Source organism: Nonomuraea sp. KM90 (assembly GCF_052246675.1).
Taxonomy (GTDB): Bacteria; Actinomycetota; Actinomycetes; order Streptosporangiales; family Streptosporangiaceae; genus Nonomuraea.
In genome coordinates this window covers 1-16,717 of sequence record NZ_JBQQCB010000183.1, presented here as the reverse complement: position 1 = coordinate 16,717, position 16,717 = coordinate 1, and the positions used below count along the sequence as shown (strand labels likewise).

The window sequence follows — 16,717 nt, the reverse complement described above, 5'->3', positions numbered from 1 at the left end:
GGCATCGGCGGGTGGCGGTGCTGCGCGGGGTGAGCCTGAGCGTCGCCGCCGGGGAGTGTGTGGCTGTCGTGGGGAGGTCCGGGAGCGGGAAGACCACCCTGGCTCGGTGCGTCGCAGGGTTGCACCGGGCCGCCGCGGGGACGGTGACGCTGGAGGGCCGGCCGCTTCCGCGCCACCTCCCGTCCCGGGCCCGCGACGTGCAGTACGTCTTCCAGGACGCCAGGGCCTCCTTCGACCCGTACCGCAGCGTGTCGGCCCAGGTAGCGCGCACCGCCGTACGGCTCCGCGGCGCGAGCGCCGGTGAGGCGGCGGCCGGGGCGCGGGCCGTGCTGGAGCGGGTGGGCCTCGACGAGCGCACGGCCGGACGGAGGCCGGCGGCGCTGTCGGGCGGCGAGCTCCAGCGGGCCGCGCTCGCCCGCGCCCTGCTCGCCGAGCCGAAGGTGCTCATCTGCGACGAGATCACCTCCGGCCTGGACGCCCTCGTGCAGGCCGCCATCCTCGACCTGCTCGACGAGCTGCGCCGCGACCTCGGGCTCACCCTGCTGCTCATCAGCCACGACATGGACGTGGTGGCCAGGCTCGCCGATCGGGTCGTGGAGCTCGACGGCGGTCGCGTCAGATCGGAGAACAGCCCATGACGAACCCCTACAACGTCCGGCCCGCCGCCGCCCGCCACCTGGACGGCGCGCGGCGGGTCATGCTGGACACGTTCTATCGGGAGTTCGGCCACGGTTACCGGCCCGAGTGGCACCGGGACGTGGTCGACCTGGCGGGCACGTACCTGCTGCCCGCCCGCCACACGCTGATCGTGGCGCTGCACGGCGATGAGGTGGTCGGCACCACGGCCGTGCGGGCGGGCGGCCCGAAGAGCCCGCCGCACCCGGACTGGCTGGCCCGGCTGTACCCGGACGGCTCCACGGCGCAGCTCTTCCGCGTGTACGTGGACCCGGCCCACCGCAGGCGCGGCCTGGCCGGGGAGATGGTCGCCCAGGCCCGCCGCTTCGTCGCCGCCGACGACGGCTACCGGGCCCTCTACCTGCACACGGACACCCGGGTGGCGGGGGCGGAGAAGTTCTGGAGGTCGGTGGCCGAGCCGGTGTTCGACGCCCGCGACGGCGATCCCGAGCACTTCCAGACCGTGCACTTCGAGATCGCCCTGTCGTGACCGCCAGGCGCCGGCGCCGGTCTCCCGCCCGCGGTCAACCGGCCAGCCCCAGGAGGAACGCGACGGGGACGAACGCGACCGCCAGCCCCGCGGCCCACCACCGGGGCGCGGGCCCCTGCCTCAGCACGGACACGCCCAGCGGCACCAGCGCGACGGCGAGCCCGGCCAGGGCCACCAGCGAGACCGGGTCGCTGCTGCCCTTGAGCACGCCCAGCGGCAGCAGGGCGGCCAGCCCGAGGGCCACGCTCCGGGCGAGGCCCAGCGCCCCGGCCCGGTAGGCGCCGACGGCCAGCACGATCCAGCCGCCCATGATGCACACGTTGACCGCCTTGAACACGTGGAAGGCGCCGTACGTCTCCGCCACCGCCCGCTGGGCCGCCTCCAGGCCGAGCACGTCCACGAGCTGGAAGGCCAGATGGCTCACCCCGGCGTGGAACACCCGCCCGAACAGCCCGAGCACCACGAGCGTGAGGCCCCACTGCGCCCATCCGGGACGCCTGATCTTGATCAGCCGGGCCAGGGCGGTCACGGCGGGCCACAGCAGCACGACCCCGGCCGTGTACAGGCCGTAGGACCAGGCCATCCGTCCCGGGGCGGCGGCGTGGGCGGCCAGCTGGCCGGGGAAGAAGTCGTCCGCGCCGAGCCGGGTGAGCACCCCGGCGAGCAGCAGCAACGGGCCGAGCACCAGACCGGTGCCCTCGATCCAGCGTCCAGGAGTCGTCATACCGGCCATCCAAGCCGTGGCCGCGCGCGCGGGCACGGGCGCTGCGGCTAGACCCTGAGGTGGTCCCAGCACTACCGTCGGCAGCCCGGTTCAGGCCGGCGTCTCGCCTGCCGTGCTCTCCCTGACGATCAGCCGGTGGGGCACCACGATCTCGGGGGGTGAGCCGAGCTCGCCGCGGATCGACTCCAGCAGCGTGTCCACCGCCCGGCGGGCGAGCTCCCCCTTGTCAGGGGCGACCGTGGTCAGGCTGGGCGTGCTGTACTGGCCCTCCTCGATGTCGTCCACGCCCACCACGGCCACGTCGTCGGGGATGCGGCGGCCGGCCCTGGTCAGTGCCCGGACCGCGCCCAGGGCGAGCAGGTCGTTGTAGCAGAACACCGCGTCCGGCGGCTCGGGGAGGGCGAGCAGCCGTTCCATGGCCTCGGCGCCCAGGCGGCGGTGGAAGTGCGGGGTGGACACGATCAGGGAATCGTCCACCTCCAGGCCGGCGCGGGTGTGCGCCTGCCGGTAGCCGGTGGTGCGGAGCTGGGCGGTCTCGCCGGTCGCGTACGGCTGGTCGCCGATCGCGGCCACCCGGCGGCGGCCCAGGTCCAGCAGGTGCGCGGTGGCGTCGCGGGCGGCGGCCACGTTGTCGATGGCCACGTGGGGGAAGCTGCCGTTGAAGATGTGCTCGCCGAGCAGCACGATCGGGATCCGGTTGCCCCGGCCGCGCAGCTCCTCGGCGGAGACCGAGAGGGGGCTGAGCAGCAGGCCGTCGAACATGGTGGCCCGCGAGTCCCGCCCGAGCAGCTCGCGCTCCCGGTCCCCGTCGCCGTCGGTCTGGTCGATCATGACCACGTAGCCGTGGGCGCGGGCGGCGGTGATCACCTCGCGGGCCAGCTCGGCGAAGTAGGGCACGTCAAGCTCGGGCACCACGAGGGCGATCATCCCCGTACGCCCCTGTTTGAGGTTGCGGGCGATGAGGTTGGGACGGTAGTCGAGCTCGTCCAGGACGGCCTGCACCCGCGCGCGCAGCTCGTCGGAGACCGGCGCGTAACCGTTGACCACGTTGGACACCGTGCGAATGGACACGTTCGCCCGCTTGGCGACGTCACGCAGGGTTGGACCGGCCATGCGTCTCCTATACCTCCGGCTGCTGGTCTTGGGAAGATCCTAAATCCGCTCTTGCATCGTTGCACACGAGTATGCATTATGTCTGCATCGTTGCAGAGCCCTCACAGCACCTTCCCCCGTCCGGCGAGGAGTCGAAGATGTCCACACCCCGCATAGGCCGTCGCGGTTTTCTCCAGGGAGCCCTGGGCATCGGCGCACTCGCCGCCACAGGCTCTCTGGCCGCCGCGTGCGCCGCCCCCGGCGGTACGAGCGCGCAGCCGAGCAAGCTGGCCGCGCCGACCGCCACGACGTCCGCGGCCAAGGGCGAGATCACGATCTGGAACCGATCCGGCGACCTGTTCAAGGTCTTCGACGCGGCGATCGCCAAGTTCCGCCAGGCGTACCCGAACGTCAAGGTGAACCACCAGGCCGTGGACATCGACGCCAAGCTGGCCAACACGCTCATCAGCGGGACCGACGTGCCCGACGGCAGCTTCTGGGACGACGCCAAGATCGGCGGGCAGGCCGAGCACCTCTTCGACCTGACGGACCTGATCGCGCCGTACAAGGACCAGACCTCGGCGTACAAGCTGTCGGTCAACACGGTGGACGGCAAGATCTACGGCGTGCCGTGGGACCTGGACCCCGGGCTGCTCTGGTACCGCGAGGACGTCCTGGAGAGCGCCGGGGTCGACCCGGCGAGCCTGGCCACGTACGACGACCTGCTCGCCGCCTCCAGGACGATCAAGGAGAAGGACCCCAGGACCAAGCCCATCCACCTGGAGAAGACGCCGTTCCTCAGCCAGCTCTGGCTGGAGATGCTGGCCAACCAGCAGGGCACGAGCCTCACCGACGCCCAGGGCAGGCTGCGGCTGGACTCCGCGGAATACCGGCGGATCTTCACCTGGATCCAGACCGCGGTCAAGGACGGCCTGGTCACCCACGCCCCCTACCTGGAGCAGGCCGACGTCAACACGCTCGACAACGGCCAGCAGGTGTTCGTGCCGTGGGCGATCTGGTGGTCGTTCGCGCCGCAGCAACTCCTCAAGAACACCAAGGGAAAGTGGCGGGCCGCGCCGCTGCCGGCCTGGACGCCGGGCGGCGCGCGCAGCGGCGCGATGGGCGGCAGCAGCTTCATCATCCCGGCCAAGGCCAAGAACCCGGAGCTGGCCTGGCTGCTGTACGAGTTCCTGTGCTTCAAGGAGCCCGGCTACACCGCCGTGTACGGCCCCAACGACGTCTACCCCGGCGGCCTGTCCACCTCGATCCCGAGCTACACGCCCGCCCTCGACCCGGCCAAGCCGCTGTTCCAGCCCATCGAGGCGCTCGGCGGCCAGGACCTGTGGAAGGTCGCCGTCGAGGCCGCCGCCACCATCCCGGCCGCCGCGCCGATCCCGTGGTGGTGGGCCCAGTCGGTGGACTACCTCGGCAACAACATGCAACGCCTGATGGAAGGCAAGATGACGCCTGACCAAGTGATCTCGGAGTCGGCCGAGAAGATCCAGCGCAACCTGATCGACCGGTCATGACGGCGAGCCTCACGAGCGGCGTCCACGCGCGGTCCCGGCCGCGGATCTGGCGGTCCACGCGGCTGTCGCCGTACCTGTTCATCGCCCCGTTCTTCGTGGTCTTCGCCGCGTTCGGGATCTACCCGCTGATCTACGCGCTGCAGCTCAGCTTCATGCGCTGGCGGGGCGGGAGCGGGGCCCGCTGGGTGGGCCTCGACAACTACCTCTACCTGCTGACCAGCCCGGACTTCTGGGCCTCGCTCGGCAACAGCGCCGTCATGTGGCTGCTCATCGTGCCGATCCAGGTCGTGGCCGGGCTGGGCGGCGCGGTGCTGCTGGCCAACGCCAAGCTGCGGTTGCGCGGGTTCTTCCGGGTGGCGTTCATCGCGCCGTTCGTGACCCCGCTGGTGGCCATGGCGCAGGTGTGGATCGTGGTGTTCGACCAGGACTACGGGCTGGTCAACTACCTGCTCAACCTGGTGGGGCTGCCGGACGTGGGCTGGCTGACCTCCACGGCGTGGTCGAAGCCGACGCTGGCGCTGCTGTTCCTGTGGAAGACCACCGGGTTCGCGATCATCATCCTGCTCGCCGGCCTCCAGGCCGTCCCCGGCGGCGTGTACGAGGCCGCCTCCCTCGACGGCGCCTCCCGCTGGCGCCAGTTCTGGTCGATCACCGTGCCGCTGGTGCGGCGGAGCATGGCGTTCCTGGTGGTCATCCAGACGCTGGCGGTCTTCCAGATGTTCGCCGAGCCGTTCGTGGTCACCGAGGGCGGCCCGTACGGCTCCACCACCACCGCAGGGCTCTACCTGTACGAGCACATCACCGCCTCGGACCTGGGCACCGGCGCCGCTAACTCGTTCCTGCTGGTCCTGCTGGTCTTCGGCCTGTCGCTGGTCTCGGTCAGGCTGCTGCGCCCGAAAGACGAGGTCTCATGAACCAGCCCAGGCCGGGGATCGTGCAGTACGCGCTGCTGGTGCTGCTCGCGATCGCGTTCCTGTACCCGATCTGGTGGGCGGTCAGCTCCTCGCTCAAGCCGGCGGCGGAGATCATCGCCAGCCCGCTGTCGATCGGCGAGCTGACGCTGGACAACTACCGGGCCATGTTCGCCGACGTGCCCATCGGCACCGGATTCGCCAACACGGCGCTGGTGCTGGTGGTCAAGGGCGCGATGACGATGTTCTTCTGCCCGCTGGCCGGCTACGCGTTCGCCAAGTACGACTTCCCGTTCAAGAACCTGCTGTTCGGCATCGTGCTGCTGACGCTGATGCTGCCGACGCTGGTGCTGATCATCCCCCTGCTGCTCGAGATGAGCGCGCTGGGCTGGGTGAACACCTACCAGGCGCTGATCCTGCCGGGCAGCATCGACGCGTTCAGCATCTTCTGGATGCGGCAGACCATCGCCGCCATCCCGAACGAGCTGATCGACGCCGGGCGGGTGGACGGGGCCGGCGAGTTCGGCATCTTCTACAAGGTCGTGCTGCCGGTCATCCGCCCCGGCCTGGCCGCGCTGGCCGTGCTGACCACCATGAACGTCTACAACGACTTCGTCTGGCCGGTCGTCGCCGTCAACGACACCGCGCACCAGACGCTGCAGGTGGTGCTGTCCACGCTGGCGCAGAACGTCACCGGCAACCGGATCGGCGCCGACTTCGCCACCGTGTGGGGCGAGTTGCTGGCCGCCGGGAGCATCGCCATGTTGCCGCTGCTGGTGATCTTCGTCCTGCTGCAGCGCCACTTCATCAACGGCATCCTCGCGGGCAGCGTCAAGGGCTGACCCCGATCACATGAAAGAGAGCACCATGACGCCGCGTGCGGAATATCCCCGGCCCCATTTCGACCGGTCGCACAGCTGGTCCAGCCTGAACGGCGACTGGGACTTCCGGGCCGACACCGAGCAGGACTGGAACCGGACCATCACCGTGCCCTTCGCCTGGGAGACCCCCGCGTCGGGCATCGAGGCCCACTGGCTGCCCGTGGCGTGGTACCGCCGCTCGTTCACCGTGCCCGCGGAGTGGGGCGGGCAGCGGGTCGTGCTCCAGTTCGGAGCCGTGCACCACGAGGCCACGGTCTACGTCAACGACGTCGAGGTGGCCACCCACCGGGGCGGCTACACGCCGTTCGAGGCCGACATCACCGATGCGCTCGTCGAGGGGCGGCAGGAGGTCGTCGTCCGGGTCTCCGCGCCGCTGGACAAGCGCGAGATCGCGCACGGCAAGCAGCGCAGCATCCCGCGCGACGACTTCGACGGCGTCTGCTTCACCCCGTCGTCGGGCATCTGGCAGAGCGTCTGGCTGGAGGCCCGGCCCGCCACGTACGTGGCCGCGCTGAAGCTGCGCCCCTCGGAGGGGCTGGACGCCATCGAGGTCGAGGCGCGGGTGGCGGGGCCGTCGGAGGAGGCCCTGCTCCGGCTGAGCCTGCGCGGCACGGGCACCACGATCGAGATCCCGGTCGTGGGCGGCCTGGCGGCGGCCGGGATCCCGGTGGCCGAACCGCGCCTGTGGTCGCCCGAGGACCCGCACCTCTACCACGTCGACGCCACCCTGACCTCGGCCGACGGCACCGACGAGGTCGCGGCCTACACCGGCCTGCGGCGGATCGAGGTGATCGGCGAGGACCTGTACCTCAACGGCGACCGCCTGTTCGTCCGCGGGGTGCTCGACCAGGGGTACTGGCCGCGTACCGGGATCACCGCGCCCGACGACGGCGCGCTGGTCCACGACATCGAGCTGGCCGCGGCGGCGGGCTACAACCTGGTGCGCAAGCACCTCAAGCTGGAGGACCCGCGCTTCGTCCACCACGCCGACCGGCTCGGCATGCTCGTGTGGGCCGAGCCCGCGGCGACCGGCCGCTTCTCCGCCGACTCGGTGGCGGCGTTCGAGGAGCAGGTCGCGCCCATGGTCGAGCGGGACGGCAACTCGCCCGCGATCGTCATCTGGGGCCTGTACAACGAGGAGTGGGGCCTGGACTGGGACATCCCCGGCGACCCGGCCAAGCAGCAGGCGACGGCGCAGGCGTACGACCTGCTCAAGAGCCTCGACGCGAGCCGGCCCGCGGTGGACAACTCCGGCTGGACCCACGTCAAGACCGACCTGCTCGACTGGCACTACTACGACGAGTCCGCCGCCTCCTGGGGCCGGACGGTCGCCGCGCTGCTCGACGGCGGCCAGGACGACTTCCCCGTCAAGCTCGGCCCCGACTTCGTGGTGCGCAAGAAGCTGGCCGGCACGCCGGACCAGCCGCTGCGCGGCCTGCCCAACCTCAACAGCGAGTACGGCACCGGCTTCACCTCCGTCGAGCGGGGCTGGCAGCTGCGCTGGCAGACCCAGGAGCTGCGCCGCCACGACCGCGTGGCCGGTTACGTCTACACCGAGCTGTACGACATCGAGCACGAGTCGGCCGGCCTGCTCGACTTCGAGCGCCGGGCCAAGGACCTGGCCGGGGTGGACCCGGCCGAGGTGAACGCCACGACCACGCTCGTGCTCGACGTCGTCCCCGTCGCGCCCGGCCGGGACCTGCTCAGCGAGTCGCGCGAGGTGAGCGTGCCCGTCCGCGTCTCGCACCACGGCACCGAGCCGGTCAACGGCCACCTGCACACCGCCTGGACCTCCGTCTTCGGCGCCACCCCCGCCGAGCCCGGTTCCGCGGGGCCGTGGATCGAGGCCAAGCCGTTCCTGCTCAGCGGGGCCGCCGAGGTGCACGCCACGTTGCCGGAGGGCTGGTCGAGCGGGCGGCTGCACATCGCGCTGATCAGCGACGGGACGGTCGTGGCCCGCTCGGCCGTGGACGTGGACACCTTCACCGGCTTCGTCATCGGAGACAACCGCTGATCGAGGACAACCGCTGAGGCACTCGCCGGCGCCCATCCCCACCGAGCACGCCACTACAGCGCGAACGCGGAAGTGCTGTCCTTCCGGGAGGGAGGGGAGGGCGAAGGTGGGCGCGGGCGGGCGAAGGTGGGCGAGCCGGGCGTGGCGTGTCGGGGGCGAGCCGGGCGTGGCACGTCGGGGGGCGAGGTGGTCAGGTGAAGGGGTGGGCGATCTGGTCGAGGGTCTCGCTCATGACCTCGCGCAGCGTGCGCGCCTCCTGCTCCTCCGTCCACACGTGCGTGGCCAGCCGCAACGCCACCAGGAAGGCCGCGGCGAGCACCCGGGGCGGCACCGGGGTGGGGCGGTCGGCGATGACCTCCGTCAGATCTCGCTCCAGCGCCGCGTGGTTCGCCAGTTGCCGGGCCAGCAGCGCCGGGTGCCGCCTGGCCAGGCGGGCGCGCAGCGCCCACTCGCGCTCCGGCTCCCCCAGCTGCTGGTGCAGCTGGTCGATCGAGGCCCGCAGCGCCTGCCAGGCCGGCATCCCGGACGGCTGGGCGCTCACCTGGTCGACGAGGGCCCGGATGCGCTGCTCCTCGCCGTAGAGCAGCGCGTCCTCCTTGCCGGAGAAGTAGTTGGAGAACGTCCGCCGCGAGATGTTCGCCGCGTCGGCGATCGCCTCCACCGTGACGGCGTCGAGGCCGTGCTCGACCACGAGCCGCAGCGCCGCCTCGTGTACGGCCTGACGTGTCTCGGCCTTCTTGCGCTCGCGCAGCCCCAGCGTGCTGTCCATGATGCGGCCAGCCTACCGGCGGAAGGTGCGGGGGCTTCGGCTGCGGACAAGGCCGGACTCGCCGCGGTGGCGCTTCCCGCGCAGGACGCCACAGGAGGCTTGACCGCGGCTGACCGGGAGAGGATAACGGTATTCCGACAGGGGGAGTAGAACGCACTGTTACGGAGACCCCGATGGCAAGCCTGGCTTCTCCTGCGTTGGTCGGGCGCGACGCCCAGTTGCGATTACTCGTCAGCACCATCACCAGCCCGCCCGCCGTCACCCAGGTGCAGGGCGAGGCCGGGATCGGCAAGACCAGCCTGGTCAGGGCGGCGATCGGGCCGCTCACCGGCGGCGGGCGAACGGTGCTGCTCGGCCACTGCCACCAGATCCGCGAGCCCTTCCCGTACGGACCCGTCCTCGACGCCCTGCGTCACGTCGCCGCCGCGCTGCCGGACCGCGACCGGCTCAGCCCGGTCACCGGGGCGCTGCGCGGCTACCTGCCCGAGCTGGCGGGGCGCCTGCCGCCGGCCCCGTCCCCGCCCCCGATGGACGACCCCCGGGCCGAGCGGCACCACCTGTTCCGCGCGGTCCACGCGCTGCTGGCCGCTGCCGGGCCGGTCGTGCTGGTGGTGGAGGACCTGCACTGGGCCGACGACGGCACCCGCGACCTGCTGCGCTTCCTCACCGACCAGCCGCCGGACGGGCTGGCGCTGGTGGTGACGTTCCGCAGGGAGGAGTTGCCGGTGCCGGGGCTGCCGTTCGGGCACGCCTACCGGCGGGCGCCGGGCGTGCGCAGCGAGGTGATCTCGCTGACGCCGCTCGACGTCGAGGGCGTGCGCAGCCTGGCCGGGGCGCTGCTCGGCCGGGCGGAGCCGACCGCGGCCTTCGCCGCCAGGCTGCACGAGCGCACCGCCGGGGTGCCGTTCGTGATCGAGGAGGTGGTGCGCTCGTTGCTCGATGACGAGGGCCGCTTACCCGAGCCGGCGGCGCTCGACCGCATGGCCGTGCCGGTGCTGCTGCGCGAGGCCATGGCCGAGCGGCTCACCGGGCTGTCGCCGGCCGCGCTGAGCTCCGTGCGCGCCGCCGCCGTGCTGGGCCTGCCGGCCGAGGAGCCGCTGATCAACGCCGTCTCGGGCCACGACCCCGGGGAGTCCGGGCTGAGCCGCGCGCTGCAGGCCGGCGTGCTGCTGGAGCACCAGGACGGCCAGTACGGCTTCCGCCACGACCTCGCCCAGCAGGCCGTCTACGACGCCATCCCCGGCCCCGACCGCCGCCTCATCCACCGCCGGGCCATGGCCGCGCTGGCCGCGCTCGACCCGCCGCCCCTGGTCCAGCTCGCCCACCACGCCCGCCGCGCCGGCGACTTCGCGGCCTGGCAGCGGCACGGCGGCGCCGCGGCGGAGCACGCCGCCGCCCTGGGCGACATCCCGCTCGCCGTCGAGCTGCTCGAAGGGCTGCTCGCCGACCCGAAACTCCCCCGCGAGGCCCGGGGCCCGCTGGCGCTGCGGCTCAGCCGGGTCGCCGCGGTCGGCCTGTCGCACCGCCGCGTGGTCCGCATCCTGCGCCACCTGCTCTCCGACGACTTCCTGTCCAGGAAGGTACGCGGCCAGGCCCGGCTCAACCTGGGCGTGCTGCTGTCCAACCAGGCCGGCGCGATCACCGCGGGCCGGCAGGAGATCCTGGCCGCGCTCCCCGACCTGGCCGACAGCCCCTGCCTGGCCGCCCGCGGTCTGGCGCTGCTGGCCATGCCCGCGTGGGGCGGCGAGCCGCTTGCCGTGCACGAGGAGTGGATGGCGCAGGCCGAGAAGCTGCTGGTGGCGGGCCAGGACCCGGAGCTGGCCGCCGCCGTGCTGGCCAACCGGGTGAGCCTGACCATGATGATCGGCTCGCCGGACGCGTTCGACCTGGCGGAGACGCTGCCGGTCAACGACCCGTCCACGGCCGTGCGCAGGCAGGTGGCCCGCGGCTACTCCAACCTGTACGACGCCGCGCTCGCCCTCGGGCACTACGCCGCCGCCGGCCGCTTCGCCGACCAGAGCAGGCGCGTCGCCGAGGAGACCGGCGCGCTCTACCCGGTGTTCCTGGTGGAGATGTCGTCGATCCGGCTCGACCTGCTCACCGGCCGCTGGGACGGCCTGCGCGAGCGGGCGGTGGCCGCCGTCGAGATGACGTACGAGGCGCCACTGCTGGCGGTGGAGGCCCGGCTCGCGCTCGGCGTGCTGGCCCTGGCCAGGGGCGAGTGGGACGAGGCCGGCGAGCACCTGGAGGTGGCCGGCGTGCGGGACCTCGACTCGGGGTTCCTGCCGGTCGCCGTGGCGGGCTCCAGCGGGCTGGTCGAGCTGCACCTGACCAGGGGCGCGCTGGAGCCGGCGGTGCGCGCGGCCGACCTGGCGGTGACCCGGCTGCGGCGCAAGGGCGTGTGGGTCTGGGGCGACCAGCTCGTCCCGGCCGCCGTCGCCGCGCTGCTCAGGGCCCGGCGGCCGGCGGAGGCTGCGGGGCTGGTGGCCGAGTTCGCGGCGGGCATCGAGGGCCGGACCGCGCCGTCGGCGCACGCCGGGCTCGACCTCGCCAGGGGCGTGCTGGCCTGGGACGCGGGCGCGTTCGAGGAGGCGGCGCGGCGCTACGCCGGGGCGCGGGTGGCGTACCTGGCGATGCCGCGACCGTACTCGGCGGCGCGGGCGGCGGAGTCCGAGGCGGGTGCCCGGTTCGCGCTCGGGGACCGGGAGCGGGCCACCGAGCTGATCGCCGACGCGGGCGAGCGGTACGCGGCGCTCGGCGCCACCCACGACGCGGCCCGCTGCCGGCGGCTGCTGCGCGAGATCGGGCCCGACCGGGGCCGGCCCGCCCCGCCGCGCCGGGGCAGGAAGGCCGGCAACGGCGTCCTGTCGCCCCGGGAGAGCGAGGTGGCCAGGCTGGTCGCGCTCGGGCGGACGAACAGGGAGATCGCCGAGGTGCTGTTCCTGTCGCAGCGGACGGTGGACACGCACGTGGCGCGGGTGCTGCAGAAGCTCGGCGTGCGCACGCGGGCGGACGTGAGAGAGCCCCGGCCGGACGACCGGCCGGGGCCCGCCACCCCCGAGTGACCGGGCGGCTAGACCGTGATGCTCCACGAGTCGAGGAAGCCGGTGTCACCGGCGTAGACGTCCTCGATGTCGAGCACCCAGGTGCCGGCCGCCTGCTGGGTCACCGGGACGGAGAACGTCCTGGTGCCGTACGCGGTGCAGGTCGTGCCGCCGTAGCGGTCCACCGCGTACCAGGTGCCGTTGGGGCCGCGCAGCCAGATGTCGAGGTCCTCCGCGCACGTGTGGCTGATCGTGATGGACAGCCGGACCGGGGAGGTCGCGGCGCCCGTCGCGGTGGAGCCGACCGAGCTCTGGGTGTTGCTGAAGTCGGCGATCGGATAGTTGGTGCCGTTCGTGAACGTCCGGCCGCCGGAGGTGCCCTCCACGGTCAGCGCGTACGTCGTCGTACGCGTGACCGTCTCACCCGTGCCGGTCACCGTGACGGTGTAGTTCCCGGCCGGTGTGGTGGGCGCGGTCGATACCGTCAGCGTGGCCGACCCGCCGGAGGTCACCGAGGCCGGGTTGAACGTGGCCGAGGCACCCGTCGGGAGCCCGCTCGCCGCCAGGTTCACGGTCTGGGCGGTGCCCGCCGTGGTGCCGGTGCCGATCGTGGTCGTCGCCGCCGAACCCGCCTGCACGGTGCCGGAGGCCGGGTTCGCCGAGATCGAGAAGTCGCGCGCCGGCGGGGTGTCGCCGACCGCCTGCTTCCAGACCGCGTACATCGCCGCGTCCGCCGCCCGGTCCAGGACCGTGTCGTTGATGTTGGCGGAGGTGTCGCAGGCCGCGTGGTAGCAGGAGTCGTACGCGCGCCCGGCCGTGCCGCCCCACTTGGCCGCCTGCGCCGACGTCTTCGTGGCGCTGGCGCCGGCCGCGACGCCCGAGCTGGCGATGCCGGCGTTGCGGAAGGAGGCGTCGTCCGAGCGGTTGGCGCCCTCGACGTTCTCCTCGGGCTGGAGGTTCAGCCGGTCGTAGAACTCCTTCAGGTAGGCGGCCCCGGTGGTGGTGATGTTGTTGATGAAGTAGCCGCCGTTGGTGGAGCCGGTCATGTCGTAGTTGTAGTAGACCTTGATCCGCGACCGCTCGGTGGCGCTGAGCGAGGCGACGTAGAACTCCGAGCCGTTGAGCCCCTGCTCCTCGTCGGTCCACCAGCCGAACCTGACGTGCTTGGCCAGTGCCGGGTTCTTCTGCGCCAGGGTCAGCGCGACCTCCAGCAGGTTGGCCGAGCCCGAGGCGTTGTCGTTGATGCCGGGTCCGGCCGAGACGCTGTCGAGGTGCGCGCCGGACATGATGACCTGGTTCGCGTCGCCGCCCGGCCAGTCGGCGATCAGGTTCGGGCCCGCGCCGCCGGTGCAGTAGGTCGTGCCGCAGCTCTGCCGTGCCACGGTGTAGCCGGCCGCGCGCAGCTTCTCCTCGATGTAGGAGACCGACTGGAGGTAGCCGCTGCCCGTGGACCTGCGGTTCCCGCCGTTACCGGTCGCGATCGACTGGAACTGCGTCAGGTGCGCCTTGACGTTGCTCAGGCTGATGTCCGGCGGGTCACTGCCGCCCGGCCCCTGCCCGACGGTGAGCGCGTACGTGGCGGTGTGCGTGGCCGTGCCCGCCCCGGTGACGGTGATCTGGTACGACCCCTGCGCCGTGGCCGAGCCCACCGACAGCGTCAGCGTCGAGGAGTTGCCCGAGGTCACCGACGACGGGCTGAAGCTCGCCGTGGTGCCGCCCGGCAGCCCGGACGCGGCCAGGTTCACCGTCTGCGCGCTGCCCGAGGTCGTCTGCGTGCCGACCGTGACCGTGAGCTGCTGTCCCGGCGCCGCGCTGCCGGACGACGGGTTGAGCGAGAGCGAGAAGTCGTTGCCCGGCGTGCCGCACGCGGGCTCGCCCGACGCCGCCGCCACGCTCACCGCGCTCCAGGCGGCCTTGGTGGTGTTGCACTCGACGCTGCTCGCGCCGTACAGCTCGATGACGGCCGCGACGGAGGCCGCGCGGACGTTCGAGTAGCGCCAGGTGGACGTCTTGCGGCCGAGCGCGCCCATGAAGATCTTGCCGGCCTTCTGGATGCCGATGCCGGTGACCGACGACGGGCCTCCGGAGCAGATCGGGCTGGACGGCTTGCCGCCGCCCGGGTTGTTGCCCTCGGCCAGCAGGTAGAACCAGTGGTTCAGCGGGCCGGCCGCCGCGTGCACCTCGGTGCTCGGGATCGAGGAGGAGTAGCAGTTCGGGTCGCCGAGCGCGCCCGGGTTGTACATGTTCCGGATCGGCCCCTGCCCGACGAGGTTGACCTCCTCGCCGACCAGGTAGTCCGGCGGGTCGTTGGGGTTGTCGGCGTAGTGCTCGGTGAGCGCGCCGAAGATGTCGCCGGTGCCCTCGTTGATGCCGCCGTTCTCGTTGCCCGAGCCGGCGCCGCCCGGGGTGGTCTGGAAGATCGCGTGCCCGTACTCGTGGGCCACGACGTCGATGGGGGTGGCCTGCTGGGTGTTGGCCTGGTTGTGGCCGAAGTTGGTGTAGCTGCCGTTCCAGTAGGCGTTGACCTCGTTCAGCCCGACCCGGGCGGGGAAGCCGCGGCCGCTGCCGTTGATGCCGTTGCGGCCGAGCCACTCGCGCAGCATCTCCCACTCGCGCTGCACGCCGTAGAGCGCGTCGACGCAGGCGGTCTCCAGGTTGGTGCCGGAGCCGTTGCCCCACGTGTCGTCCGTGCCGGTGTAGGCGGTGCCTCCCTGGCCGCCGCACTGGATGCCGGGCCTGCTGGTGTCGGTCATCGAGTACGAGCTGCCGGAGCCGCTGGTGCCGATCGTCACCTGGCCGTTGTAGAAGCCGGTGCCGGTGCCGGCGCGTACCAGGTCGTACGAGTCGGCGATCCTGCCGGTGCGCGCGTCCACGAACACGTGCTGGATGCTCGGCTTGCCCCCGGCGATGCCGCTGACCACGGCCTCCCAGGTCAGCCGGGGCCGCTCGCCCCAGGCCAGCACCACCAGGCGCGGCTCGGCGGTGTCGTCCACCCGCTCCAGCCTGGTCCTGGCGACCTCGGTGGCCCGCCCGGCGCTGATCGTGGCCCTGGTCGGCACGTCGCGCGGGCTCGGCCCGGCCGCCGCGACCGTGTCCCTGACGTGCCCCGCCGCGTCCGTGACCACGACGGCGTCACCGCCGACCATGGGCAGGCCCTTGTACGTACGCTCGTACGCCACGTAGAACATGTCACTCGCGCCGGGGGTGACCGAGACCCGGCTGTACGCCTCGTCCGGTCCCCTGGTGAGCTCGTCGAGCCGGCTGGCGACGGCCTTGTCCGCGACCGCGGCCGCGAGCGACTCGGGGTCGGCCGCCGCGAGCCTGGTCTCCTGGGACTTGGCGGCCCCTGGAGGGGCGGCGTTCGCGGATGACGCGGGTAACGCCATCGTCGCGGCCGTGGCGATGCCCACGACCGCCGCGAGCAGGGCTTTGCGTTTCACGCTGGGTGCTCCTTTCGGCGGTTCCCCCGGGCCGCCGGGCGCTTGTGAGCGCACGACGGCCGCCGCGTCGTCCGGGATCGCCTGGACTCGCGGAGATGTCAGGGAAACTGGGGGGTGATGGAGGGTGACGGGAAAGCGAGCGGACCGTTTCGCCTTGTTGCCGCCAGACGCTAGGCCCTCGCCCCCGGCGGGAAAATACGTATGTGCATCGGTAGGCATACCGATAATTCCGTTTCGCCTGGTCAGTTGAGGGACAATCGGGGGCGTGCAGTTTGGTGTCCTGGGCCCGCTCGTGGTGCGGCCGGCCGGCGGCGACCCGATCGCCGTGGGCGGTCCCCGGCCGCGTGCGCTGCTGGCGATGCTGCTGCTCGACGCGGGGCGGCTGGTCAGCGTCGAACGCCTCGTCGACGGCCAGTACGGCGACCGGCCCCCGGCGGAGGCGGCCAACGCCATACAGGCGCAGATCTCCCGGCTCAGGCGGAACCTGCCGCCTGACCTGATCGAGTTCCACGGGACCGGCTACCGGCTGGCGGTCGATCGGGAGTGCGTGGACGCGTACCGGTTCGAGCGGCTGTCCCGGGACGGGCGCGGGCTGCTGGCGGCCGGCCGGCCCGCGCAGGCCGCGGCCCTGCTGCGGGAGGCGCTGGAGCTGTGGCGCGGCCCGGCGCTGGCGGACGTGGCGGACGCGCCGTTCGCCGGGCCGCAGGCGGTGCGGCTGGAGGAGCTGCGGCTGGCGGCCACCGAGGACCTGTTCGAGGCCGAGCTGTCCCTGCCCGAGGCGAGCCCGGCGGCCGGGCTGCGCGAGCTCGTGGCCGCCCACCCGCTGCGGGAGCGGCCGCGCGGGCTGCTGATGCGGGCCCTGCACGCGGCGGGGCGGCCGGCTGAGGCGCTGGCGGTGTACGACGAGGGGCGGCGGCTGCTGGCCGAGGAGCTGGGCACGGACCCCTCCCCCGAGCTCGCGGCCCTGCACCTGGAGATCCTGCGGGGCGAGCGGGAGCGCGCCGTGGTGACGGGGCTGCCCGCGCAGCTCACGAGCTTCGTGGGACGCGCGGACGAGCTGGCCCGCTTGGGCGCCCTGCTCCCCACCGCCCGCCTGGTCACGATCGTCGGCCCGGGCGGCACCGGCAAGACCCGCCTCGCCATCGAAG

The 16,717-nt window shown here is 72.8% G+C and carries 12 protein-coding genes; 8 read left to right on the top strand and 4 right to left on the bottom strand.

Annotated features, from left to right (window positions below; genetic code table 11):
• Both ACTWPW_RS58945 and ACTWPW_RS58940 read left to right on the top strand, forming a co-directional pair.
• The coding region (locus tag ACTWPW_RS58945) for an ABC transporter ATP-binding protein (RefSeq protein ID WP_443174210.1) at positions 1 to 638 on the top strand (638 nt) is incomplete at its 5' end.
• Positions 635 to 1,165, top strand: a complete 531-nt coding sequence (locus ACTWPW_RS58940) for a GNAT family N-acetyltransferase (RefSeq protein WP_375110822.1) — start codon at positions 635 to 637, stop codon at positions 1,163 to 1,165. The genes ACTWPW_RS58945 and ACTWPW_RS58940, both read left to right, overlap by 4 nt.
• 34 nt (positions 1,166 to 1,199) lie before the next feature.
• Here the strand turns inward: ACTWPW_RS58940 and ACTWPW_RS58935 are convergent, their stop codons facing one another.
• Positions 1,200 to 1,889: a hypothetical protein gene (locus ACTWPW_RS58935; protein ID WP_443174209.1), complete on the bottom strand. Its 690-nt coding sequence runs from the start codon at positions 1,887 to 1,889 to the stop codon at positions 1,200 to 1,202.
• 90 nt (positions 1,890 to 1,979) lie between these two features.
• Positions 1,980 to 3,002, bottom strand: coding sequence for a LacI family DNA-binding transcriptional regulator (locus ACTWPW_RS58930; RefSeq protein ID WP_443174208.1), 1,023 nt, complete (start codon positions 3,000 to 3,002; stop codon positions 1,980 to 1,982).
• A 137-nt stretch (positions 3,003 to 3,139) separates the two neighbouring features.
• On the opposite strand from ACTWPW_RS58930, the gene ACTWPW_RS58925 reads away from it, so the two are divergent.
• Genes ACTWPW_RS58925 through ACTWPW_RS58910 form a run of 4 tightly spaced genes read left to right on the top strand, consistent with a single transcriptional unit; the run spans position 3,140 to position 8,316 of the window.
• Positions 3,140 to 4,510: an ABC transporter substrate-binding protein gene (locus ACTWPW_RS58925; RefSeq protein ID WP_375110819.1), complete on the top strand. Its 1,371-nt coding sequence runs from the start codon at positions 3,140 to 3,142 to the stop codon at positions 4,508 to 4,510.
• Positions 4,507 to 5,424, top strand: coding sequence for a carbohydrate ABC transporter permease (locus ACTWPW_RS58920; RefSeq protein WP_375110818.1), 918 nt, complete (start codon positions 4,507 to 4,509; stop codon positions 5,422 to 5,424). The genes ACTWPW_RS58925 and ACTWPW_RS58920 overlap by 4 nt, the downstream gene beginning before the upstream one ends.
• Complete coding sequence (locus tag ACTWPW_RS58915) at positions 5,421 to 6,263, top strand: carbohydrate ABC transporter permease (protein ID WP_375110817.1); 843 nt, start codon at positions 5,421 to 5,423, stop codon at positions 6,261 to 6,263. Before ACTWPW_RS58920 ends, ACTWPW_RS58915 begins: the two co-directional genes overlap by 4 nt.
• A gap of 25 nt (positions 6,264 to 6,288) precedes the next feature.
• On the top strand, positions 6,289 to 8,316 hold the full coding sequence (locus ACTWPW_RS58910) for a glycoside hydrolase family 2 protein (RefSeq protein ID WP_375110816.1): 2,028 nt from the start codon (positions 6,289 to 6,291) through the stop codon (positions 8,314 to 8,316).
• A 190-nt stretch (positions 8,317 to 8,506) separates the two neighbouring features.
• Here ACTWPW_RS58910 and ACTWPW_RS58905 read toward each other — a convergent pair whose 3' ends face one another.
• The gene (locus ACTWPW_RS58905) at positions 8,507 to 9,085 is read right to left on the bottom strand and encodes a TetR/AcrR family transcriptional regulator (RefSeq protein WP_375110815.1); all 579 of its coding nucleotides are present in this window, start codon (positions 9,083 to 9,085) and stop codon (positions 8,507 to 8,509) included.
• A gap of 173 nt (positions 9,086 to 9,258) precedes the next feature.
• Between ACTWPW_RS58905 and ACTWPW_RS58900 the strand changes: the two genes are divergently transcribed.
• Positions 9,259 to 12,150, top strand: a complete 2,892-nt coding sequence (locus tag ACTWPW_RS58900; protein ID WP_443174207.1) for an ATP-binding protein — start codon at positions 9,259 to 9,261, stop codon at positions 12,148 to 12,150.
• Between the two features lie 8 nt (positions 12,151 to 12,158).
• On the opposite strand, the gene ACTWPW_RS58895 is transcribed toward ACTWPW_RS58900, so the two are convergent.
• Complete coding sequence (locus ACTWPW_RS58895; RefSeq protein WP_443174206.1) at positions 12,159 to 15,569, bottom strand: M28 family peptidase; 3,411 nt, start codon at positions 15,567 to 15,569, stop codon at positions 12,159 to 12,161.
• 265 nt (positions 15,570 to 15,834) lie between these two features.
• On the opposite strand from ACTWPW_RS58895, the gene ACTWPW_RS58890 reads away from it, so the two are divergent.
• A partial coding sequence (locus ACTWPW_RS58890) for an AfsR/SARP family transcriptional regulator (RefSeq protein ID WP_443174205.1) occupies positions 15,835 to 16,717 on the top strand: 883 nt, incomplete at its 3' end.

Coding starts and splice junctions, on each gene's coding strand:
- ACTWPW_RS58905 (WP_375110815.1), bottom strand. CDS start 9,085: ATGGACAGCACGCTGGGGCTGCGCGAGCGCAAGAAGGCCGAGACACGT.
- ACTWPW_RS58910 (WP_375110816.1), top strand. CDS start 6,289: ATGACGCCGCGTGCGGAATATCCCCGGCCCCATTTCGACCGGTCGCAC.
- ACTWPW_RS58940 (WP_375110822.1), top strand. CDS start 635: ATGACGAACCCCTACAACGTCCGGCCCGCCGCCGCCCGCCACCTGGAC.
- ACTWPW_RS58935 (WP_443174209.1), bottom strand. CDS start 1,889: ATGACGACTCCTGGACGCTGGATCGAGGGCACCGGTCTGGTGCTCGGC.
- ACTWPW_RS58925 (WP_375110819.1), top strand. CDS start 3,140: ATGTCCACACCCCGCATAGGCCGTCGCGGTTTTCTCCAGGGAGCCCTG.
- ACTWPW_RS58900 (WP_443174207.1), top strand. CDS start 9,259: ATGGCAAGCCTGGCTTCTCCTGCGTTGGTCGGGCGCGACGCCCAGTTG.
- ACTWPW_RS58915 (WP_375110817.1), top strand. CDS start 5,421: ATGAACCAGCCCAGGCCGGGGATCGTGCAGTACGCGCTGCTGGTGCTG.
- ACTWPW_RS58930 (WP_443174208.1), bottom strand. CDS start 3,002: ATGGCCGGTCCAACCCTGCGTGACGTCGCCAAGCGGGCGAACGTGTCC.
- ACTWPW_RS58920 (WP_375110818.1), top strand. CDS start 4,507: ATGACGGCGAGCCTCACGAGCGGCGTCCACGCGCGGTCCCGGCCGCGG.